General features: G+C 46.5%; 19 protein-coding genes. 15 read left to right on the plus strand and 4 right to left on the minus strand.

Features of this window, described 5'->3' with window-relative positions; translation table 11 throughout:
• Nucleotides 1-27: 27 nt before the first annotated feature.
• Entirely contained in the window at nt 28-1,149 is a 1,122-nt protein-coding gene (locus O3C43_09690) for a hypothetical protein (protein ID MDA1066762.1), read from the minus strand.
• Nucleotides 1,150-1,328: 179 nt separating this feature from the next.
• On the opposite strand from O3C43_09690, the gene O3C43_09695 reads away from it, so the two are divergent.
• From O3C43_09695 to O3C43_09720, 6 genes are all read left to right on the plus strand, one after another.
• The gene (locus tag O3C43_09695) at nt 1,329-2,000 is read left to right on the plus strand and encodes a response regulator transcription factor (protein ID MDA1066763.1); all 672 of its coding nucleotides are present in this window, start codon (nt 1,329-1,331) and stop codon (nt 1,998-2,000) included.
• 1 nt (nt 2,001) lies between these two features.
• Nucleotides 2,002-3,447, plus strand: a complete 1,446-nt coding sequence (locus O3C43_09700) for an ATP-binding protein (protein ID MDA1066764.1) — start codon at nt 2,002-2,004, stop codon at nt 3,445-3,447.
• Between the two features lie 238 nt (nt 3,448-3,685).
• Nucleotides 3,686-4,102, plus strand: a complete 417-nt coding sequence (locus O3C43_09705; protein MDA1066765.1) for a biopolymer transporter ExbD — start codon at nt 3,686-3,688, stop codon at nt 4,100-4,102.
• Between the two features lies 1 nt (nt 4,103).
• A complete protein-coding gene (locus tag O3C43_09710) occupies nt 4,104-4,550 on the plus strand; it encodes a biopolymer transporter ExbD (protein ID MDA1066766.1) in 447 nt (148 codons plus the stop codon).
• A 120-nt stretch (nt 4,551-4,670) separates the two neighbouring features.
• Nucleotides 4,671-6,074, plus strand: coding sequence for an argininosuccinate lyase (gene argH / locus O3C43_09715; protein ID MDA1066767.1), 1,404 nt, complete (start codon nt 4,671-4,673; stop codon nt 6,072-6,074).
• 169 nt (nt 6,075-6,243) lie between these two features.
• Nucleotides 6,244-9,717 (plus strand): hypothetical protein, encoded by a 3,474-nt coding sequence (locus tag O3C43_09720; GenBank protein MDA1066768.1) that lies wholly within the window; start codon nt 6,244-6,246, stop codon nt 9,715-9,717.
• A gap of 53 nt (nt 9,718-9,770) precedes the next feature.
• Here O3C43_09720 and O3C43_09725 read toward each other — a convergent pair whose 3' ends face one another.
• Both O3C43_09725 and O3C43_09730 read right to left on the minus strand, forming a co-directional pair.
• Nucleotides 9,771-11,762, minus strand: a complete 1,992-nt coding sequence (locus tag O3C43_09725; protein ID MDA1066769.1) for a thioredoxin domain-containing protein — start codon at nt 11,760-11,762, stop codon at nt 9,771-9,773.
• A 67-nt stretch (nt 11,763-11,829) separates the two neighbouring features.
• A complete protein-coding gene (locus tag O3C43_09730; GenBank protein ID MDA1066770.1) occupies nt 11,830-12,201 on the minus strand; it encodes an Hpt domain-containing protein in 372 nt (123 codons plus the stop codon).
• 167 nt (nt 12,202-12,368) lie between these two features.
• On the opposite strand from O3C43_09730, the gene mutL reads away from it, so the two are divergent.
• The 3 genes from mutL (at nt 12,369) to O3C43_09745 (ending at nt 17,679) form a co-directional block, all read left to right on the plus strand.
• Nucleotides 12,369-14,144, plus strand: a complete 1,776-nt coding sequence (gene mutL / locus O3C43_09735) for a DNA mismatch repair endonuclease MutL (GenBank protein ID MDA1066771.1) — start codon at nt 12,369-12,371, stop codon at nt 14,142-14,144.
• A 162-nt stretch (nt 14,145-14,306) separates the two neighbouring features.
• A complete protein-coding gene (locus O3C43_09740) occupies nt 14,307-16,820 on the plus strand; it encodes a glycogen/starch/alpha-glucan phosphorylase (GenBank protein ID MDA1066772.1) in 2,514 nt (837 codons plus the stop codon).
• 49 nt (nt 16,821-16,869) lie between these two features.
• A complete protein-coding gene (locus O3C43_09745; GenBank protein MDA1066773.1) occupies nt 16,870-17,679 on the plus strand; it encodes a DUF3108 domain-containing protein in 810 nt (269 codons plus the stop codon).
• A gap of 121 nt (nt 17,680-17,800) precedes the next feature.
• Here O3C43_09745 and O3C43_09750 read toward each other — a convergent pair whose 3' ends face one another.
• Nucleotides 17,801-18,778, minus strand: coding sequence for a metallophosphoesterase (locus O3C43_09750; protein MDA1066774.1), 978 nt, complete (start codon nt 18,776-18,778; stop codon nt 17,801-17,803).
• Nucleotides 18,779-18,887: 109 nt separating this feature from the next.
• Between O3C43_09750 and ribB the strand changes: the two genes are divergently transcribed.
• The 6 genes from ribB to O3C43_09780 all read left to right on the plus strand — a co-directional run bounded on the left by ribB (nt 18,888) and on the right by O3C43_09780 (nt 23,657).
• Entirely contained in the window at nt 18,888-19,979 is a 1,092-nt protein-coding gene (gene ribB, locus O3C43_09755; protein MDA1066775.1) for a 3,4-dihydroxy-2-butanone-4-phosphate synthase, read from the plus strand.
• 24 nt (nt 19,980-20,003) lie between these two features.
• Nucleotides 20,004-20,495, plus strand: coding sequence for a 6,7-dimethyl-8-ribityllumazine synthase (gene ribH / locus O3C43_09760; protein MDA1066776.1), 492 nt, complete (start codon nt 20,004-20,006; stop codon nt 20,493-20,495).
• Nucleotides 20,479-20,922, plus strand: coding sequence for a transcription antitermination factor NusB (nusB, locus tag O3C43_09765; protein ID MDA1066777.1), 444 nt, complete (start codon nt 20,479-20,481; stop codon nt 20,920-20,922). The genes ribH and nusB overlap by 17 nt, the downstream gene beginning before the upstream one ends.
• Nucleotides 20,923-20,937: 15 nt before the next feature.
• Nucleotides 20,938-21,870, plus strand: a complete 933-nt coding sequence (ftsY, locus tag O3C43_09770; protein MDA1066778.1) for a signal recognition particle-docking protein FtsY — start codon at nt 20,938-20,940, stop codon at nt 21,868-21,870.
• Entirely contained in the window at nt 21,867-22,967 is a 1,101-nt protein-coding gene (gene aroB, locus O3C43_09775) for a 3-dehydroquinate synthase (GenBank protein MDA1066779.1), read from the plus strand. Before ftsY ends, aroB begins: the two co-directional genes overlap by 4 nt.
• 72 nt (nt 22,968-23,039) lie before the next feature.
• A complete protein-coding gene (locus tag O3C43_09780; protein MDA1066780.1) occupies nt 23,040-23,657 on the plus strand; it encodes a hypothetical protein in 618 nt (205 codons plus the stop codon).
• Nucleotide 23,658: the final 1 nt, after the last annotated feature.

The following is a 23,658-nucleotide window of genomic DNA, read 5'->3' on the forward strand; positions in this document are numbered from 1 at the left end:
CTGGCCTTACAACCCTACTGAGGTTGATTATTGATGAAATGTTAGGCCACTTTGGTCTTCGATTTTGGCTTTCATTCCCCATCCGCCGACAACTTCTTTTATCGCAAAAACGATTTCGTTGTCTCCGGCTTCAAGATCCAGATAGATGGAGTCGAAATAGCCAATAGTGCCAAGGTAGCGGTAGTCTCTGGTTCTAAATTCGTTGGTGCCGCTGTAGACCAGTTGCCCGTTTACAAATGCCAGGACTTCATCGCTGTAGCCGAAGTCGAATTTTTTAATTTGTTTTGTCCGAGACGAGACATTGATTTTTACGAGGGCGGTGTTTTTGCCTTCTGATCGATCCACACCCTTAGATATGTTAATCGAACCTGTGTAGTCGGGCCATGCGGAATGCCGGGCGAGCTCAGAAAAGTGCTTTTCTCTGAACCAGGTTTCGCCTTCCAGGGCCGTATCCTCAATGACGTTTGAGATTTGGTACCCAGCAATGACGCCTGCCTCAAAATCTGGCACTTCTTTTATGGGAAGTTTCAGTGGAGGGTTGTCCGTCTGGACGTAGGAGAAGTTTGCGAAATGTGAGTTGGCGTTTCCTTTTAATAAAATGGGTCCTTCGACATCACCGTGTTTTAGCTCATAAATCTGGAAGAGTGGGGTCTCCATGTCATTCACGAAAACCTCGCCTACGGTTCCGCTGATCACCAGTTTCACGTGATTCCATGCGTTGTATTTAAAATCCAAAGCCGCACCGTAACCGTCTCCATGATACAGCTGCCATGCTGCGGTCCGATTGAACCTGGGAGTGTATTGATTGGCGTCAGGATTTCCAGATTGGTGGGGTCTCACATAAAATTCTTCAGAGTTTCTATCGTCTTGTGATCGGAAGAATATCCCCGGAAATCCACGCCCTTCCGGGAAGGCGATATCGAACTCAATTATTCCGTTGTGGAATACGACGTCGTTGAGGGTTGCGACACCGCTAGGTAAGTAAAGGCTCTGCGCGCCCAGGTGCTCCTCAAATTTGAAGCCTTCCGATTTGATGGTCCAGTGAGAGTCATCCATTGGTACCGCGGCCTTATGATGATTCGCTGAGAGACTGAGGCAGGATTGAAAGAATGCGAAAGTGAGGATCAGGGTGTGTTTGATAGAATTCATACGTTTAGATAGTCTTTGAACTTCTTAAAAGTTGGATTGAGATTTCAAAAATGTTTCCGTCATCAATGATTCATTTGTAGCACACCAAGATGAACTGTTGGGGTGGGTTGGATTAAAAGTTTTTCATCTTCGGTTTTTAGGTGTGTGTCCGAGCTCCGTTTCTGCCGAAATGAAGGCCGATGAGAATACTGGTTGCAGAGGACGAGAAGAAAATCGCCGATTTTATCAAGAAAGGGCTTGAAGAGATGGGGCACTCGACAGAGGTATGCATGGATGGCGACACGGCCTATGCGCTAGTGACCACTATGCCTTTTGATGCATTGATTCTCGATATCATGCTACCCGGTAGAGATGGGCTAAGTATTTTAAAAAACCTCCGGGCTCAAAAAAACGGAGTCCCCATCTTAATTCTTACGGCACGGTCCGAATTGAATGAACGGCTCGAAGGCTTTCAGTTGGGGGCCGATGATTACCTTACGAAACCATTTTACCTCGAAGAATTAATCGCTCGACTCCACTCCATAGTGAGGCGTTCGACCGGGCATGCGCACAGCATTATTCAGGCGGGACCTTTGTTGCTGAATGTTGTTACTCGTGAAGCCACTTATCATGGTGAATCGATAGAGCTTACCAACCGAGAATTTGCCCTGCTCGAATATATGATCCAGTCTCCAGGGCGAGTGTTCACACGGTCGCAGATTTATGAGCACGTATGGGGTTTCGATTTTGACCCGGGAACCAATTTAGTTGACGTATACATACGACGAATACGGGGAAAGTTTGAGGATGTTCAAGTAGGAGAACTCATAGAGACCGTTCGGGGAACGGGTTATCGAATCAAAGCTTCATAGTATGCGATCCTTCCGATTAAAGACTGTCCTTCTAACCGTTCTTCTGAGTGGCACACTTCTTATTTCAACCGGTGTCATTGGTTGGCATTGGCTGGAAGGCGAGTTTCGGGATGCGCTGGATGCCAAGATCGTGTTACCAGGCCAGCGCATTACCGAATATCATGGCTGGAATTCGGATTGGAAACAGTTTGCTACCACCATCGATACTTTGATTGGCGAAGACTGGAAAGCAGATCGTATACTCAAATTGCGATCCAATATGTATAGTAGAAACGCTGTCTATCAGTCGGACAATTGGCCTGAAGATTTTCCTTCCAAAGACCTCCCCCGCTTCGATGAATTGATTAAGAAGACCTCGATGGGGATGTGGGGAAAAAGCGAAGGATTTGTGAGATATCCACTTCTTGATGAGCCGCATTTGTATACGGTTCCGGTTGGTAAAACCAAGTGGAGAATGGCAACTCTGGCCAATCCCGAATTATCGATTTATATCGGAATCAGCCTGGACAGTTATCAGTCGAGAATCCGAAACCTCAGAATGTATTATTTTGGAGCTTTGGGTTTTGTGATAATAGCCATTGGAGGAGGAGCGTATTTGATCGCTAGCCGCGCCGTCGGTCCTGTAGCAGCGATTGCTCAGACAGCCAGAATGACTTCGTCCAAAGATCTCAGCCAACGGATTTCATCCACTCATAAATACGATAAAGAATTTGATACCTTGGTTTCCGTAATCAATGAGATGATGGATCGTCTCGAAATTAGTTTTCACCAGGCAATGCGATTTAGTTCCGATGCATCGCATGAACTCAAAACGCCGCTCACCATCATTCAAAGTGAGATTTCTTCCCGATTACAGCATTGCGCACCTGATTCGGTCGAACAGCAAACCCTCAACCGTCTCATGGAGGAAGTAGAGCGGCTTAGGCGAATCATTCGAAGTCTCTTCTTATTATCTCAAGCGGATGCGGGGAAAATGCCTTTAACCATCGAGCGCTATAACTTTTCTGAAGAATTGGGATCCTTTGCGCGGGATGCAGAGATCCTGGCTGAAGAATTTGGATTGAGGATAGAAACAAGTATCGCAGCCGACATCCATGTGATGGCGGACCGACTCATGCTTGGACAGGTTATTCAAAACCTTATTTCCAACGCGATTAAACACAATAAGGCGAATGGGTTTGTGAGGATGGAACTAAAGTCGGATCGAGGAATAATAAGTTTTTCCATTGAAAACTCTGGTCCGATGATTTCGTCGGAAGATCAAGGTCTTATCTTTGATCGTTTCTATCGCGGACATAACTGTCGTTCGACTAATTCACCTGGCCTTGGTCTTGGGCTAAGTTTAGCCAGGGAAATTGGCTTGGCTCACAATGGGAAACTTTTCCTGACAAAGAGCACCTCGGACTCAACACTGTTTGAATTGGAAATACACGCTTCTGATTCTTGAATGAGCGAGGGGGTTACGGCTTTCTGCTGTTTCAAGGTCGCTGCCCTATAAACCGCTTTTGCAACCGGGGGAGCTACGCTCAGGAGTGGGTTCGCTATCGAATGATGGCATCGACAGCCATGGTGCAAACGTCTTCAGCGGTTAACAGATTGCCTTTGCTTACTCCGATAAAGCGAAATAATTTCTTCCTTTTCTCATGCATGGTTTCTGCCAAGGTAACGTTGCTTACTGATCGACGATGATTAAACGCAAAAAAAGATCCCAGCCTGAAGAGGAGTTTCAAATGGCTCCAATGATCGATATGGTTTTTCTGCTGTTGGTGTTTTTTATGTGTGTGAGTACCTTGGCTAAGGCGGACAAAGCTCAGGAAGTAGAGCTTCCTGAATCTCATGCCAGTGAGGTGCCTGAAGATGTTTCTGCGCGTGGAGTGGTTTCCGTTAAAGAAGACGGTACCATTTATCTTGGGACGCAGTCCGTCAGTCTCGAAGCGCTGAAGGATCGTATCGGCGGCGAAATAAAAATGAATCCAGTGCTTAAAATTACCGTTCGGGCGGACAGGACCACTCCCTTTGCGGAAATAAAAAAAGTTTTAAAGGCGTGTGCAGAAGTAGGTGCGTACGAGGTCATCTACGCAACCTACGAAGCCAGGAGTTGAGATGGCCCGATTAAAAAAGAAACCAGGACCCAAGCCATCCATTCCTATCGCACCGATGATCGATATCGTGTTTTTGTTGCTCATGTATTACCTGGTGACCTCGACGCTCGACAAACAGGAAGCGGACATCTCTTTCCAACTACCCGGAGTCGTTGAACAGAGCGAACCGATCGATATGCCGGATGAACAAATTATCGAAATCGACGATGCGGGTCAGGTTATTGTCAATGAGTATGCTTATGATTCACCTCAGTCGTCGCGGTTTTTGGAACTGACCGGAATGCTCACCCGATTTAAAGAATCCAGCGATGCCAACAAAGTGGAGGCATTGGTGACGATAGCGCCAAGCGATGGCACTACCCATCAAATGATCATCAAGGTTATGGACGCCTGTTCTATCGCCGGGATTAAGGGCGTGAATTTTTCGGTGGGCGAGGAAACTCTTTAATTCCTGAATGTACTGTCTTTCAACCCAGACATACATGCCACCACCACTTCAATGTCACCAACCCTTCCCAAATAATAGGCGTTGTAATTCAGGGACTTATTGTTTTTTTCTTCGACCATTATGAGTAAGCCATCCAAACAAGCGACCTGGGGTGGCCGGTTTTCCAACGGACCGGCGGAGCTTATGCTGCGTTTTAGTGAATCGGTGTCTTTTGACCAACGGCTCGCTCTCTTTGATATCCAATGCAGCGAAGCTCATTCGGCGATGCTGGCTGAGGTTGGTTTGCTAACTATCCCTGAAAAAGAGGCTATCCACGCCGGATTAGCTGAGATTCGCTCAGAAGTTGAAGCAGGATCGTTTATTTGGGACGTACGGTTTGAAGATGTTCACATGAATATCGAACAGGCGCTAACCGAGCGCGTGCCCGAAGCGGCCAAGCTGCATACCGCACGTTCGCGTAATGACCAGATTGCCACCGACATGCGCTTGTTTTTCAAGGCCGCCTGTTCCGAACTGGAAGCTGGACTGAAAGCTGCCATAGCAGCATTGGTCGATCAGGCCGAAAAAAACCAATCAATTTACATTCCAGGTTACACTCACTTGCAACGGGCTCAGCCTGTCAGTGTTGCCCACCATTTATTGGCCTACGTTGAAATGCTGGGTCGGGACCTCGAGCGCGTAGGATCGGTAAAAGATCAGGCAAACTGGTGTCCGTTAGGATCCGGTGCTATTGCCGGCACTACTTTGCCTATTGATCGGGAGTTGACTGCCGCGTTGCTCGGATTTGTAGACGACGCCGGTAACCCAAGAGTGACGCAAAATAGTATGGATGCGGTAAGCGACCGGGATGTCCACCTGGACTTTGTCTATGCCTGCTCGATGATTAGTCTGCATCTTTCCCGGTTATCGGAGGACTTTATTCTCTGGAGTAGCTCCGAGTTTGGTTTTGTCGTTTTACCGCAGAGTTTTTGCACAGGCTCATCCTTAATGCCGCAGAAGAAAAACTCGGACGCGATGGAGCTTGTCCGTGGAAAATCCGGCCGGATCGTAGGCGACCTTACCGCTTTATTGACGATGGTGAAAGGGCTGCCTTTGACCTATAACCGAGATCTTCAGGAAGACAAACCGCCTGTTTTCGATGCGCTCGACCAAACAATTCTATGTCTTCAAGTAGTTGAGGGTGTAGTCAGTGGATTGGCGATGGTCCCTGAAAAATGTGCAGTAGCGGTTTCGGATCCTGGGCTATTAGCTACGGACGTGGTAGATTATTTGGTAAACAAAGGTGTGCCATTTCGTGAAGCACACCATGTGATTGGAGCCCTGGTTGCTTTGGCCGAAGAAAAGACTGTTGGGCTAAATGCATTATCACTTGAAGACGTTCAATCTGTGGATCCACGGTTTGCTGCGGATTGGGTGAATTGTTTTGATGTTGAAAAGGCCTTAGCCGCGCGTGAAAAAACGGGCATGCCCGGCCCGGAACAAGTTCAACGTCAGATCAAAGCCTGGAAGAAACGTTTCGAGTAAAAATCCAAGTTTTTGCCCAGTCCGTTTTCCAAGCAATCTGATCGAATTCCGACTTTAAAAGGCTTTCTCATTGCATCGGCCCAAGACCTGCTAAAAATTTGAGCTTCGTACCTGGAAACCTACTCTTTAGAGGTGCGTGGTCACATCAAATTTCTACTCCAATCTCTGAATGAACGAGCTAAAATACGCAATCGGCTTTGATCCTGAAACCTTAAGCGAGGTGGAAGGAGATATAAACCTGGTCGAATTTGTTAACCTGAAACTCGCTGCACGCGGTTTTCCTACCTACGGTAATCCCGACGATTTTCCCTTTTTAAAATTAGGTGAATCTTTGTTGGCAAATTTTGTGGAGAAAAATCGCCTTCTTCGCGATCACCTTTGCCCTGTGGATGCGCGTATTCATGATTTTATCAAGTCGTTCCTGGGTGAACATGCGAAAGAGATTGGAGAAACTACTTTTGTCCCCTCTCATAGTATGGTCTTGGAACGCCATGGCTTAGCCCGGGTACTCTCTCTGCCACCCGGCCAGGATCGATTCCAATCCGATATAATTGAATCCTACCGGGTAGTTAACGGCGTTTTGCATAACCCGAAAAGCGACAGGCGCACAACCAAAGGAGTATTTCACGTGGTTGAAGGAGGTCTCCCGATTGCAGCCGATAAAAAGTCGGTTCCACAAATCGCGTTTGCACGGCTTTTAAGAGCTGCCCTAAATCCGCCGAAGGAGTTGATGCGAATTCCGTTTACTTCAACTCAGGAAAATCAGGCTGAATTGTTTGTATCCATAATGCTTCGTCCTGTTATTTGTCCCCATGTGGATGGAGCTACTTCTCAGAAGACAATGGAGACACGATTTTTCGCTCCGGGTAATCTCGTCAGTAATTTGGATTTTGTGGAATCGATATTTGGAAATGCCGGGGATCCCTATTTAGTCGAAAATGATTCTCAGTTGGATATTGAGCATTGGTCCGGACATACCGGCGCAGTGATATTGGCTCCTCATCTGACGAGCTTGAAAAAGAAAGATCTTGGGCTTCCGAATGTTTCTGATGCTACGGAGCTCCAGAAACGAGACGGCATGTGTTGGGAGTCGGAAGAAGAACTCTACAATGATGGAGGTGCTTTTAAAGTCACCTGTCGAGATCACCGTGGTGTAATGGTGACTCTGATTGCTGACAATTACTTTGGGTACTGCAAAAAAGAAGTGAAGACGCAGATCAGTTATGCTGCCAACCTCTATGGGCAAGTTGAAGAAGAACATGCCGGAGGTGCTGTTGCATTTCCCAGTTATGATTTGGGGGAAGAGTTTCACCTTAGCAGCTATTTCCCGGAAGTGCACCACACCTTTGAAGATGTGGTAAAAAACTTTGGTGAGATCATGGATGTGAAGCCGGAAGGTTATGCGATTGATAAGAAGTACCCAAATATTGTGTACGTTCCGGCCGATGTGAATATCGCTCTTCGCGATCAGATTGTTACCTGGGAGAAGGAAGGGAAGAAACAGGAGATTCACCTGGTTCCCAATACCACCTATGTGTTGCCATCCGGATACAAAGTAGAGATGGGTCGTCCAGCGGCAGGCTGGCGCTGGCGCTTATTCGGAACGACCGCGGAAGGTACCTTTTGCCACAAACCCTGTACCGTTTCCGGTGGAGGTAAGTCCGAGATCTCCAAGCCTATTTCAGACGCTATGGTTTTTGGCCCGGTATTCGTATCAGATTTCCAAAGTGATTTTGACCGAGTTGAACAAATTATTAACTATGAGTTTGGCCAACGTTTCAATAAAGCAGCTAGGAACCGTGAAAAGGGGCGACCCATTTTGAGTGTCGATCGTTCACTTGGATCGGTCGTAAAACTGTTTACGCCATCTTCCAAATATACCGACGAGCACAATGAATTTATTACCTCCATTCCGCGTTACATCCGCGACCTGGTTTTTGTTGTAAAACGGGTTTGGAAACCGGATTGGGGTGAAGATTGGCGCGGACGATTTGGTGTCGATGTTATCAATGGTATGTTCGGCAATGAGCTGAAGTACCGGGAAACTAAATTAATTACTCACTACCTTCGTGTGGGTTTTATGCCTAATGGTTCTTGGCGAACTTTCAGTTTACGGAAGGATTTTAATCCGTCTCAGAAGATCCAACGGGAAGACGATATTACCGCCTCTATTACGATTCCTGCTTCAACGGAGCTTAGGACGAATCCTCGGTTTAAGCATAGAGGGCTGAAGTTCACGCGAAACTGCGAGTATCGCTTTTTCCAGAGACCGGACGATGCCATTGTGCGTGGCTATGATAAACAAGCGGAGTTGGACTTTTCTGGCCCCAAAAACTTCTTTTCCAACTATGAGCCCATTACACGTGAGCGGGCGGAGGAAATTATGAAGGATATGATACGCTTTGATCAATTTACCGAGCCAATGCAGGAAATGATCAAACGCTTTGTCGCTGACGAAAGCGGCCCGGACTACATGGTCTGCACCGCTTTTCCCAGACTGGTTGATGGTGTGCCGACTAAGAATCCGCGATACCTTCAGGCGCGGCCAAACCTAATCAATCCGCGCAATATGTACCTATCCCATGTGGGTGCACGTTTGTTTCGTCGAATTCCACTGGATAAGGAAGTCCCGTTTCCAGTAAATGCTGTTCTTGCTGGCCGTCGTAACAACCCGCCTGACAAAGAAGCAGGAATTCGTCCTTTGTGTGTGTATAATCCTCTCCACTATCAAGAGTTACCTGAGTTGTTTATGGACTTTATTGCGAGTCTGACAGGTAAATCTCCATCCACCACCGGTGCAGGATCTGAAGGGGCCTTAACGAAGGGACCTTTCAATGCGTTGTCACCCATTGTGGATCTGAACAATGCGCTCGTATCCTATCTGATATCCGGGTACGCATGTTTTTCATCGGCTGCAGGTTGGATTGGTCCTAAATACCGCGTTGATCATGATATCAGTTTGTTAGTACCGGAAATCTGGTGCCGCATGACTCCGGAAGAACAGGATGTGAAGTTCCTTATCAGTGAAGGTCACTTGGAACCTGTGGAAGATTTTGAATATGATGGTAAAACTATTCCTGCCAGTCGCCTGGGTTACCGGATTACCAAAAAGTTTGTACACACGTTTTGCGGACGGATTCTTAGCAATCCTTCCAGTTTGTTTACGGAAGACATGTTGAAACCTGAATTACAGGACGAGGCTGTCTTTGTAGATGGAATAGAAAATATCATCGAGACTCAGAAGCGTGTAGCGAGGATGTATTTTGAGGATAAATCAATTGAGATGGCATGTCCGCCTCTTGCCGCTCTTTTAAACATTATGGCCTACGGTCAGTTTGAAGGTAAAACGCTGGCCGATCCAGAGATCCGTGAATTGTTCACACCCGAAAATTGTTATGGTAGTGATTGGTATCAAGCCCGGCTCATCACCAGGCACGAGGTCAGCGTGAAGTTAGCAAAACGTTCCGTGAATAGCATTAAGAAGTTTTTGGAAAAACCCGAATATGAAGACGAACGCGTCCGCCTCAAAATGGACGAGCGTTTGGCAGAGGCCCTGAGTTCATTGGAACAGATAAAGGGTCAACGCTCGCTCGTATTGTTTCGTGGAACCTTGGGTACAGATCCTTCTGTTACGGCCAAGTAAAAAATAGTTTCCTTGGTGCCTCATTATTCATCCTAAGAAAATACCCGGGTCATTTACTGGTATAGATTTTTGGGATCGAGTTCAGGTTGTAGACAGCGAGTACCGATACACTTTTGATAACCGGATGGTTGGTTTTCCAGCTCTGTAATGAGCGTGAACCGTCGGGCCCAAGGTTGATTTAGAAGCAGGGTTCGGAGTTCGTCCAAATTATCGACATCTTTAACTTTAATAACTTCGATGCCATTTTGGTCGGCCATAAACGCACTGAGGGCGTGGGGCACTCCAAATGGGTTTCTCGCAATCAATCCTGTGTAGCCATTTCGCAGGGCGGTGAGTTCTTCTTCATAAGTTGGATTAACCGTTATGTAGTAGAGTGATGAAAGGACATGGAGCATGGTGCCGTTACCCGAAGGAGTAGCGTTGTCCCACCATTCTTTTTTGCGAGCGATGAGATTTTCATGGTCTCCTGAGGTAAAATAAAAGCCAATGGCTTGATCATCTTTAAAATGTTTCAGGACACTTTGTGTAATGGCCTCACACTGCTCCAGGTATACTTTTGATTCACCTGGATGGAAGAAATCCACGTAAGCCGCAATGCTCAGCAATGCTTCCGCAAAGTAAGCATAATCATCGAGATACCCATTGAGTTTTGACTCCGTGTAAAAAACAGACCGAAGGCGATTTTCGCTGGTTCTAAGATTATCCCAAATGAAATCAGCAGCACCTTTTGCCGCGTCGAATAAATCCTTCCGGCTGAGCGCAAACCCTGCTTCCGCAAGTCCACGGATGAGCAGGCTGTTCCAGGAGGTTAACTGTTTCTTGTCTAATCCTGGCCACACTCGTTTTGCGCGGTGGGCATAGAGTTTTTCGCGTGCCTCTTTTAAGGACTCGCGAACTGAAAAATCACTTTCAGTCAGAGCAGGATTGGAGAAGCCATGTTCGAAGTTTCCAGTATCGGAAATATTATAAACGTCGCAGAATCGTGTACCTGCTTCTTCGCCAAGTACTTCTTTTATTTCTTCGGGTTTCCATACCGTAAACTTTCCTTCTTCTCCTTCGCTATCCGCATCGTAAGCCGAATAAAAGTTTCCACCTTCTGCGTGCATTTCGCGTAGTGCCCATGTGGCCGTCTCTTCCACGATGGCTTTGTAGAGAGGCTTTTGGTAGGTGGTCCAGGCCTTGGCATAGATGTCTAAAAGCAGCCCATTATCGTAAAGCATTTTTTCGAAGTGAGGGATCAACCAGAACCTATCTACACTGTAACGGGCGAAACCACCACCGATTTGGTCATAAATTCCACCGTGGGCCATCGAGGTGAGAGTAGTATCAATCACTTCGTCAATGCGCGCCAATTCCCCCTTCTTGTCATCTTCCTTTAAACTGTTCCGTGCCTGAATCAGGAAATTCAAAGCCATGGATGGTGGGAACTTGGGTGCTTGGCCAAATCCGCCAAACTCGTCGTCGTGGCGCTTTGCAAACTCAATAGCCGCTTGTTGGAGTGTTGTACCATCCACGAAACCTTCGCTGCTTACAGCGGGGTCATTGGAGGCCATCAGGTTCTTGATGATGCTATCGGCATTTTCCTCCAACTGATCGCGGTTTTTCTTATAGAAATCTATCACGCGAATGAGGACTTGCGGCCATGGAACCATACCGTTGCCTCGATCTTCAGGGGGAAAATAAGTGCCGCCAAAAAAAGGTTTTCCGTCGGGCAAACAAAATACATTGAGTGGCCAGCCTCCGTGTTGAGCGATCATCTGGACGGCTTCCATGTAGATCTGGTCCACATCAGGGCGTTCCTCCCGGTCTACCTTGATGCATACAAAGTGCTCGTTCATGAGGCCTGAAATGTATTCGTTTTCAAACGATTCATGTTCCATTACGTGACACCAATGGCAGGAAGAGTAGCCAATACTTATCAGCAGCGGCTTATCTTCAGCCTTCGCTTTTGCAAACGCTTCGTCGCCCCAGGGATACCAGTCGACCGGATTGTTGGCGTGCTGTTGTAGATAGAGACTTTTTTCGTTTACCAGATGATTAGGCATAATGAAATAAATGGATAGGCCGCGGTTGGCGACGTGGGAATATACGCTACTTAGGCACTTTAATTAATCAGCTTTCAAAAAAGCTGTCTAATTTCTTTATAGACCCACCTACTTTTTCAAGCTCCATGTGGAAACGCTCGATAGGTTCATCACTCAGATGGTTCGAGGAACTCAAATCTTTTTTGAGTTCACAGCAAATACCTGTCAGGTCGTGCAATCCCAAATTACCAGCGGTACCTTTCACATTATGAAGCAACCAGGTCTGTTGGTCTACTGAGCCATCAAGCTCGCGCAGTTCTTCCCAAGAGTTTTGATAATCTGTCCAGAATCTATGTAGCAGGCCCTGAAACACTTCTGGCTTTCCAACACACTGTTTCAAGCCAAACGCAACGTCAACGCCGGGAAGTGTTTCCGGAATGGTTACTTGAAATTCTCTCATGTGGGGTGTGACTGCAAAATTTTTGAACATCTTGAAATGTTCTTTGAGGACAATATTTCTTATCCAAACAATTTATTTATACCTTGTCCATTCTGATTATTTGCCATTGCCAGGAAAAATTAGAAAATGCTTTAGCTTAGCCTCCTGATTTCCCACACTGACTTCTCATGCCCGAAATCCGAGTTTTACCTGATAAAGTTGCCAATCAAATTGCTGCTGGCGAAGTGATTGAGCGCCCGGCTGCTGTCGTTAAGGAACTCTTGGAAAACAGTTTGGATGCGGGAGCCACACGAGTTGAAATTGAATTTAAAAACGGGGGCCGATCTTATATTCGCATTGAAGACAATGGTTGTGGGATGACGAAGGATCAGGCACTTTTGTCTATCGAACGTCACGCGACCAGTAAAATTCGGCTTGCTGAAGATTTGCTAAGGATTGCTTCGTTTGGGTTTCGCGGGGAGGCCCTTCCATCGATCGCGAGTGTGTCGCGGTTTCAGCTGCGAAGCCGGCCCCAGGAGACCGATGGTGGTACTGAATTGATGATCAACGGGGGCAAACTGGTCCACGTCAAAGAGTGTGGCATGCCCACGGGTTCTCGGATCGAGGTTTCTCATCTTTTTAATTCGGTGCCCGCCCGGCGTAAATTTCTTAAGGCTGATTCAACAGAAGCTGCCCATATCATCCAGCTCGCCCGGATTTACGCGATCGCGAATCCTGAAACAGCGTTTACACTTATTGAAGACGGGCGTCTTCTGTTTAATTCGCCTGCCTGTCCTTCGTTAAAAGATCGCGTGCTGGAAATCTTCGGAAACTCGATCGCAGACGGCTTGGTAACAGTGGAAATGGCAGAACCTGGTTTTGGTCTGCATGGATTGATCAGCTTGCCAGGTAGGGGGCGATCAACCCGACACGAGATGATCACCATCGTAAATAATCGACCAGTTACTAGCCCCACGCTAAACCAGGCTTTGTTGGAGTCCTATCACTCCTATTTACCACGTGGCCGTTACCCGATCGCATTTTTATTTCTAGAGCTCGATCCTGCGGCTGTGGATGTAAATGTGCATCCTTCGAAACGCGAGATTCGTTTTCGCGACGCTGCTCGGGTAAGGGGTTTTATCATTCGGAGCTTGTTGGAGCGACTGCGCGCGGCCACCGAGCAGAATAAGCCCGCGAATATCACAGGAAAAACCTCGGATGAATTTAAATCAACACTGATTCCTGAGCCTGTGGTCGCAGGCGGCAGCTTAGTAAAGCCAGCCGCAACTATTCCATCCCGAACAACTCCCGCCCTTGCCTCAAACGCGACCGTAATTCGCCCAGGAACACTCCCTAAAACGAAACCAGAGAATCCAGAAAAATCCTGGGAATTGGAGTGGAAATTTGTCGGCCATGTAAAAAGAGGACTCGCAGTTTTTGACTCCTCAAAAGGGATCATCGTGCTGGATAGAAGAGCGACGCATCAACGCATTTTGTACGAAGAACTGGATGCACAGTACCTCCACGAAAAAGTGCCCGCACAGCAATTGCTTCTTCCTGTCCCCCTGGAACTCGATGCTTTGGGAGCCTCGCTGATGTTGGAGAATCTGGATTTTTTAAACCAAAGCGGCTTTAAAATCTCCGAGTTTGGGCGCAATTTTTTCCGAATTGAGGCGGTGCCCGTCTGGACGACTCCCGAGCAGGCTGAGTCCTTAATCGTAGACTTGGTTGGTATGATGAAAGACGGAACTTTGCGGAAAAATAAGCCGGTGGAAGCTTTTGATAAGATTGCCCGACTGGCTTGCATGAAATCGGTTCGCTTGGACGATTCGGTCAGTGAGGGTGAAATGGTTGGGTTGGTATCTCAGCTATTCAAATGCAAGAATCCGCTTATTAGTCCCCTGGGAAAACCGACTTATTTTGAGATTGGCCTTAATGAGCTAGATCGTCGATTTATGAAGTAATCCTGCGATTTTGAGGAATTCTTTCATAAAAAGTATGAAAAACTCGATTGAATTAATAGGTTTTGGTGCTCGTCATCCATTACCTTCACTTTAATAAGGACCTTCAAAAACTCGAGGACTTGGATTTTCAAGTCTTCACCAAACTCAATAATTAGAGTTTCAATGGCAAAGAATATGAGTGTCACCAAGGCAAAAACTAAAAATAGCAAAGCCAAGAACGGATTTCATTTTAATACGGATGATACGGTGGATGGTCTGAAAACCTCCATACTAAATCATCTCAAATATACTTTGGCGCGCGATCTAAACAGCGCAGGGAATCGTGATTACTGGGTTTCCACCTGCATGGCTGTGCGGGACCGGATTCTTGAGCGTATGATCATTACGCAGGAGACGCATTACGAAAAAGATGTTCGGCGTGTATATTACCTATCCCTCGAGTATTTGATGGGGCGCCTGTTGAACAACAATTTGTTCAATACCGGTTTGGAAGGTCAAGCACGCCAGGCGTTGCAGGAGTTGGGATACAATCTGGATGAAATTCGTGAAGAGGAACCCGACATGGGTCTCGGCAATGGTGGCCTCGGTCGCTTAGCCGCGTGTTTTTTAGATTCGTTGGCGAGCCTGGATTATCCAGCCATTGGTTACGGTATTCACTACGAGTATGGGCTTTTTCGGCAGGAGTTTGTAAACGGTCACCAGGTGGAGCATCCAGATAATTGGTTGCAGTTTGCGAATCCATGGGAAGTCGTTCGCCCTGAGTATTCCATGGAAGTAAATTTGTACGGTCGAGTAGAGACGCATTTTGACAATTTTGGAAATCCCACTTCTGTTTGGGTTAATCCTAAAACGATGGTTGGCGTCCCGTTTGACATTCCCATTTGTGGATACGGGGCGGAAACAGTGAATTTTTTACGACTCTGGGCTTGTAAGTCTTCGGAAGAGTTTGATCTCGATACCTTCAACCAAGGAGGTTACGTGGAAGCAGTTCAGGAGAAGGCAGTGAGCGAAACCATATCCAAAGTGCTCTACCCAAACGATTCTACCGAAAGTGGAAAAGAGCTTCGCTTAGTACAACAGTATTTCTTCGTCTGTTGCTCGTTGCAGGATATCATTCGCAGATATAAATTAAGCCATTCTGGTTGGGCCCAATTCTCAGATAAGGCGGCGATACAGTTGAACGATACACATCCTGCATTGGCTATTGTTGAATTGTTACGTATCCTTTTGGACGAAGAAAAAATGGAGTGGAGTCAGGCTTGGGATATCATTGTTAAAACATTTGGTTACACCAACCACACACTTTTGCCAGAAGCACTCGAAAAGTGGAGTGTTCCTTTACTCAAGAAGGTTTTACCGCGTCACTTAATGTTGATCTACGATATCAATCAATGGTTTCTGGATATCGAAGTGGAGGCAAAATGGCCTGGAAACGATGCTAAAAAATCCGCGGTGTCGATTATCGAAGAAGGCGATGTTCAGATGATTCGAATGGCTCATTTATCCGTGATAGGAAGCCATAGTACGAATGGCGTTGCTGCCCTCCATACAGATCTCTTGAAAAAGAATATTCTCAAAGACTTCTTTGAGCTCTATCCGGACCGCTTCAACAACAAGACCAATGGGATTACACCCCGCCGCTGGTTGTTAGCTTGTAACCCTAGGCTTTCTAACTTGATTTCCGAGAAAATTGGAAAGGATTGGCCATCCGATCTCGATAGGTTACAAAAACTTGGACCGTTCGCTAAAGATCCAGATTTCCAGAAGAAGTTTATGGAAATAAAACGGGAGAACAAGGTCGAGCTGGCAGCTATCATCAAGCGTCTTTGTCATATCGACGTAAACCCGGATGCATTATTCGATGTGCAAATCAAACGCCTGCATGAATACAAACGACAGCATTTGAACTTACTTCATATTCTTACATTGTATTACCGGATACTGCATGATCCGGATTATGATATGGTGCCTCGGGTATTTATTTTCGGAGCAAAGGCTGCACCTGGTTACTACTTGGCCAAGACAATCATTAAAGCCATAAATTCTGTCGGGAAGGTGATTAATAACGACCCCCGCGTTAAGGATCGGATCAAAGTGGTTTTTATTCCCAATTATGGAGTATCGTTGAGTGAAAAAATAATTCCAGCATCCGACTTATCCGAACAGATTTCAACCGCTGGCAAGGAAGCTTCCGGAACTGGAAATATGAAACTTGCCTTGAACGGATCGCTTACGATCGGAACGCTCGATGGGGCAAATGTGGAGATCCTCGAGGAAGTCGGGGAAGAAAACATTTTCATCTTTGGCCTAACTGTTGAAGGGGTAGAAGCTCTCAGAAAAAAAGGATATAATCCCTACGACCCGTACTACAAGAATCAGGAGCTTCGCAATATTGTCGATTGGCTTGGGAGTGACTCGTTCACGCCTCATGAACCAGGAGTTTTATCTCCGCTACGCCACAGTTTACTCGATGGCGGAGATCCATTTCTTGTCATGGCAGACTACGAGGCATACTTAAGTGCGCAGAAGGAAGTTGATAAGGCATTTCGTGACAAGGAAAGGTGGGCACGTATGGCTGTTCTGAATACTGCACGGGTTGGAAAGTTTTCTTCAGATCGCACCATTCACCAATATTCAAAGGAAATATGGAATTTGGAGCCCGTGAAGATCAGTTGACCCACAGGGCTGTGGGAACTCCAACTTCTAAAGCTAGTCGTAGATGCGTATGCCATTCTCCAAAACACGCGTAGTTTTAAATTTCCCCTACGACAAGGTGCGGATGACACCACTGGTGTTGGCGGTGTTGTTCATGTTACCAAGCTGGGTGACCGCCGAGGTAGGAGATGAAAGGCCTTTCAATGCAGGGGACCATTTTCTTTACGATATAAAGTGGGGATTTTTTAAGGTTGGAGAGGCCGAGCTAATAGTTGAAGAACCGGGTGAAAAAGATCTTGGGGATTTAAAGTTTATTATTTTAGTTCGAACGACCTCTTGGGCGGACACTTTTTATAGTGTTCGAAATCGCATCGAAAGCTGTACGAATGCCCAAGTGACCCAATCGCTAAGTTACATGAAAAGTCAGAGCGAAGGTGGTCGAAAGCGTGAAGTAACTGTAACCTTTGATTGGGATAACAAGACCGCTCAGTATAAAAACTTCGATGATCAGTTGGCCCCCATTAGCATACCCGAGGGCTGCCACGATCCATTCTCGGTACTTTTTGCATTCAGGATGGGTGAATTTGCCCTGGGTGAGCATATAAGCGTGCCGGTAACCGATGGGAAAAAAAGCCTGAAAGCAGACATTGTTGTGGCCGGAGAGGAGAGTATTAAAGTTAAGGCAGGGCAGTTTGATTGCCTTCGTGTGGTACCTGATACAAAAGACCTCGGTGGAATTTTCAGCAAAAGCAAAGACGCGTCCATGGACATCTGGTTTTCAAACGACAAACATAAATTGATCGTTAAAATGTCCAGTGCGGTGAGTGTTGGACGCTTTAAAGTTGAGTTAAGGGAGTATGTACTTGGGGATTCTAAGTAGATTTTCGCTACACGAAATCATTTCTTCCATTCTAATAGGTTTTTAACCCGTGCGAAAATCCGACTTTAAAACGGTATTGGACACGTGGTTACCGGAAGCGGTCGTTGCTAGACCTTAAGTGCTATTTCGTTTTTCGAAGAATATGGACCGTTATTTCCGGAGGGCAAAAAAAGCGTATAGGTAGCCGACAACCTCCAGATCCGCGGGAGGTGTATCCTTTTAGGGATTTATACCGCCAGTTTCCCGCTAGCATGTAGCTTGGGCAATCGCCATTATGAATTACAATGATGCCCCCGGGCAAACAAATCTGTCCTCCGTGGGTATGACCGGCTAACACAAAATCGTATCCCAGTTCCGCAGCTTGTATATGCGTCTCTGGTGCATGTGATAACAGAATGCTAAACGCTCCTTCAGGGACGGTTCCCCGCAGTTTTTCAAAATCATCACCTTCGTAATAATGAGGATCATCGATACCTGAGATAAACAATTTCCCGCCATTTTTCTCGAAGATAACCGTTTCGTTCATAAGCATTGGAAGCCCCATTTCTTCTAAGGCAGGCACTAGTTCGATGGGATCATGATTTCCCAGGATCCCATAAACGGGTTGTTTCATAGCTCCGCAAATATGCTCCATGTATTTTAAGCAGTCGGTAATGCTTCCTTTGGTATCGTCTCGATAATCACCTGTTACCACGGCGACATCATAGCTTACACCTTCCAAAAGTTTCACAATGACCGGCGTCAATTCCGGCTCAAGATCGAGATGCAAATCCGAAATTTGCAGTAATTTTAATCCATCTAATTCCGGCGGTAAGTTATCAAAAAAAATCTCATTGGTGACTATTCGCACATCGAGAAAATGACGTCGGCCTTTGTCGTACAATCCTGTTATTCTAAGACAAAATCGGACGATTTCGAAAAAGAAAGGTATCCTGTCCGGATTAAACAAATTCTTCCCCTGGAATACCTGCTTGCTTTCTTGCTGTGCTTGTTTAGCCATGCGACGTTTTAAAGCGTCTTCACCAATGCGTTCGCTCAGGTCTTTAAAAATGGTGTTTTGGTCTTCTGCAATTGGGTTAGTCAAGTCGCCTCCGGTCATGATTTAGGCTTGTTATGGATCTGCCTTTTTTCGAAAACAACTTCTAAATGTTTATACTGGCCAAGACAGACATTTAGTGAAGAGTCTGGTCCTCACTTTTTAAACTGTTATGTCCGAAAATTTACAGGATTCCTTTGATCCGGTGGAAGATGCTATTGCTGCCATTGCGGCTGGCAAAATAGTTATTGTTACCGACGATGAGGATCGCGAAAACGAAGGAGATCTCATCTTCGCCGCCGAGAAGGCGACTCCTGAGTTGGTAAACATGATGATTCGTTACTGCAGTGGCGTCGTTTGTGTCCCGTGTTCCGAACCTCAACTCAGGCGTCTGGGGATTAATCCCATGGTTCCTTACAACCGTGAATCCTACCGTACCGACTACACCGTTTCGGTGGATGCGGCCGAGGGGATTACAACCGGAATAAGTGCCTTCGACCGGGCTGAAACGATTCGATTGTTGGCAAGTGGTCAAAGTACTTCAAATGACTTTGTGCAACCAGGACATGTATTTCCACTGAGGTCTCGTCCAGGCGGCGTGTTGGAGCGTAGTGGTCATACCGAAGCTGCCGTAGACCTGGCGGCTCTTGCTGGCTTGTTTCCTGCGGGTGTCCTTTGTGAAGTGGTCAATGAGGACGGGACTATGGCCCGACTCCCCGATTTGGTGAAGTTTAAGAAGCGTTTTAATATGCCCCTGATATCCATCGCTTCCTTGATCGAGTATCGTCATCAGCGGGACAAGTTGGTGGAGAAGGTAGCCGAGCGACCATTCAAGTCTGAATTCGGCGAGTTCAATTTAGTGGTCTACCGCAGTCTGGTGGATCAGCGGCACCATATGGCGTTTGTAAAAGGAACCATCTCAAGGAATCCAACTTTAGTGCGTGTTCAAAGCGAGAATCTACTCGATGATGTCTTTCGTGAAGAAGGCGGCGATGGATTGAAGAATCTATCCGCTTCTTTTAAACGACTTTCAGAAGAGGAAAGCGGAGTGCTTCTTTACATGGAACAACCCCATGGAGGAATGGATTTCAAACAAGGCAAATTGGGATCTTCGCGAATGGGATTCCGCGATTTTGGAATTGGTGCTCAAATCCTGGTAGCGCTTGGTTTAAAAAAGATTCGATTGTTGTCCAGTACGACACGCAAAGTTGTAGCCCTCGAAGGTTACAATCTTGAAATTGTTGAGCAAGTGCCACTGACCTAAACGCGTTTTAACTTCTTTGAATTGATGAGCACTTATAAACCTGATTACGATCCTATCGATGGAAGTCCATTTTCCTTTGGCGTAGTTTGCTCGCGCTTTAATCCTGAGGCCGTAGAGGCATTATTGGAAAATACGCTAAAGAAACTCCGGGAATCCGGCGTACGAGAAGAGAATATAAGCGTGATGCGTGTTCCGGGATCGAACGAAGTCCCCTGGGGTATTCAAGTTCTCGCCGGGACGGGTGAATTCGACTGCTGTATTGCGCTTGGAGTTCTCCTTCGAGGTGGAACGGTCCACTTTGAAGTGGTTGCCCAGAGCGCATCCGATGCTCTGCAGATGATTACGTTAAACGAATTGATACCTGTAATTAATGGTATTGTCGTTGCTGATACACCGGAGCAAGCTATTGAACGAACCCAAGGAGAAATCAATCGTGGCCTTGAATTTGGCGAGGCCGCTCTCGAGATGGCCAAGTTGAAAAATCACTATATTTCCGCAGATGAGCAAGACGCCTAGAAGACGCGAAAACAGAATTGCTGCTTTGCAGTTCCTCTATGCGTGTAGCTTGAATCCGCCGGATGATTTGGTGGATCAATTGTCCTTATTTTTTTCCGGCAAAGACCGGGAGCGTGATTATTATGCTTTCTCCGAGGAGTTGATTCATGGCGTCCTCGAGAATCTTGATGAGGTGGACGAGGTAATTAAAACTTATGCGGAAAACTGGGATTTTGACCGGATAGCTAAAATGGATCTTTCCATACTCCGGTTAGCAATCTTCGAGCTACAAAAGCGATTGGACATTCCGCCCATAGTTTCGATCAATGAGGCGATAGAACTGAGCAAAGAGTTTTCAGGCCCGGACTCAAAACGTTTCATCAACGGCATTTTGGACAAAATGAAGAGCACCATTCAACGCCCTTTGAGAGAAGCGACAGAACTGTAATCGAGTAGTTTTCGCATGTTTGGACTTTTTAAGAAATTCAAGTCGGGCTTTGCCCGGACCACCCAATCTTTATTTGGCGCTGTTGGAGGTATCTTCGGCAGGAAAAAGCTCGATCCTGATTCTATCGATGCTTTGGAGGAGGCTCTTTACGGTGCTGATTTTGGAGTAGAGACAACTGAAGAAATCATTCAGGAAATCCAATCGACTTTCAAATCAGACAAAGAGCTGAGAGGTCTGGATGCGGCTGAGATAGGTGCTCGCGTGCTTCGACGAGTTTTAGAAGGTGCGGAAGGCACGTTTGCAGACGAAACTCCACTCCGTGAAGTTATCATGCTTCTGGGAGTCAATGGTTCCGGTAAAACCACCACCACCGCAAAGTTGGGCCATCTCTACAAAGGAGACGGTCGGTCTGTTTTGTTGGCGGCCTGCGACACGTTTAGAGCAGCTGCAAACGAGCAGATCAAGTCCTGGTCCGATCGTTTGGAAATCGATTTGATCTCAAGTAAGCACGGAGCTGATGCAGCGTCGGTCGCTTTTGACGCCTATCAGGCCGCAGAAAGTCGTAACCATGATCTGGTGATTCTAGATACGGCCGGCCGTTTGCATAATAAGAGCCACCTGATGGGTGAGTTGGAAAAAATAATCCGAGTGTTAAAAAAGAAAGATGAATCGGCTCCTCATCACCGCTGGCTCGTTGTTGATGGTAGCCTGGGTTCCAATTCAATAGAGCAAGCAAGGACATTCCATAAAGCTATCAACCTGACAGGTCTTATCATAACCAAGCTCGATGGAACGAGTCGTGGGGGCGCTTTGGTCGGTATTTACCGTGAACTAAAAATCCCCATTTACTTCGTTGGTTTAGGCGAACAACCCGATGACCTGCAACCTTTCACGATTGATAATTATGTCTCAGCGGTTTTTGGTCTACAGGAGGATGAGACTGAATGAGCTGGCATGAAACATCTGTAGACGTCGAATTAGGCGACCGAAGCTACACCATTTGGATTGGTGCAGAGGCAGGGGCGGGTGTTTTGGAAAGAGCCTCGACCTTGACCGAAAACAAACGGAAATGCGCCTTTGTCGTTGATTCAGGTTTTGGTGAAATGCAACCGACTTTCCTTGCAAGTATGAAATTGCTTGGTCCTGTCCTCCTTTTGGAAGCCGGGGAAACCACGAAGAGCATTTCGCAGCTGGCTCGTATTTATGATTTTCTTGCCGACCATAAACTGGATCGTTCGTCCTGCCTTTTTGCTGTTGGCGGTGGAGTGATTGGTGATCTCGCAGGATTTGCGGCGGCTAGTTATCTGCGTGGAATCGATTTTTACCAAGTGCCCACAACCCTACTTTCCATGGTGGACAGTTCAGTGGGAGGTAAGACCGGAATTAATATAAATGCTGGCAAAAATCTTGTGGGTGCATTTTTCCAGCCTCAAGGTGTTTACTCTAGCACTGGCTTCCTAACTACACTTCCCAAGCGTGACTTTAATTCAGGCATGGCAGAGATCATCAAGCACGGAATGCTTTATGACCTGTCGTTGTTCGAAAGACTGGAACAACTGGATGTGTTGCACGCTGAACATCCGGAGCTTCCCGATATTATTCGTCGTAACTGCGAGATAAAAGCTGCAGTTGTGCAAGCGGATGAAAAGGAGCAAGCTTCCTCGGAAGGAAGGGCGTTGCTGAACCTGGGTCATACATTCGGTCATGCGATTGAGAATGTTTCTGGATACGGAGAGTACATGCACGGCGAGGCCATTGCGATTGGCCTTGTGATGGCTGGTGAGCTTTCATTGCGCTTGGGAAACTTGTCCCAGCAGGATGTTGAGCGCATTCAGACGTTAATTAGCCGCTATTCGCTGCCTACAAAATTAGAAGCTCCTTTGGCGGTAAACGACTTATTGGCGGCCATGCTGCGGGACAAAAAAGTGGATCGAGGCACTTTGCGCTTTGTGGGGATGAAAAGTATAGGTCAAGCTTACACCATCCCCGAGGTAGAAACTGAACTTGTGGTGGAGATTCTTCTTAAGTATGGAGCCGCAGAGTAGGGGAATTCTTCATACGAAGGGCAGGCTGTTTTTAGATGGCAATTTTTCTGAAACCTGAGGTATCTATTTTGTATGTCATCCGTAGATGAAAGTATTGTGCGTGAGTATTTCGAACAGAATGGATTTCTTGTTCGGCAGCTACGCAAATACCAAGTTCAGTCCCGCAAGAAGACAACGGACGAAGAAGTGGACCTACTTGTTTACAATCCATCCTTTGATCCGAATTCAAGAAAACCGGACTTTATGCTATTTCCCAGCGAGCTGAAATTCATTCATAAGGCTGTCGTAGTGGTGAAAGGGTGGCATACCTTGCGGTTCACCCCTGCCATGCTTAAAAGTAGCCCCGAAATATTTAGATTCCTGGAAAAGACAGTAGTAAAGAAGGTGAGTGACCTTTTCTTCGAAGATTCGGCGAAGGGTCAAAATCGAAACGGGGAACCCAGGGACGAATTGATGAAAATTCTGGTCCTACCCGGCTTGCCTACTGAAAATCCTTACCGTGAGCAAAGCATTCAATTGCTACAGGAAAAAGGAGTAGATGGTATTATTTCCTTTCGATCCATGCTTCTGGATATTTTGGCCAAAATTGAAATTAATCGGAATTACCAGAAATCTGAGATTTTGCAGGTGTTACGGATATTGAAAAACTACGATATGCTCGGGAAACCTCAATTGGAGTTGTTTAAATAAG

The organism is Verrucomicrobiota bacterium, assembly GCA_027622555.1.
Classification (GTDB): Bacteria; Verrucomicrobiota; Verrucomicrobiia; order Opitutales; family UBA2995; genus UBA2995.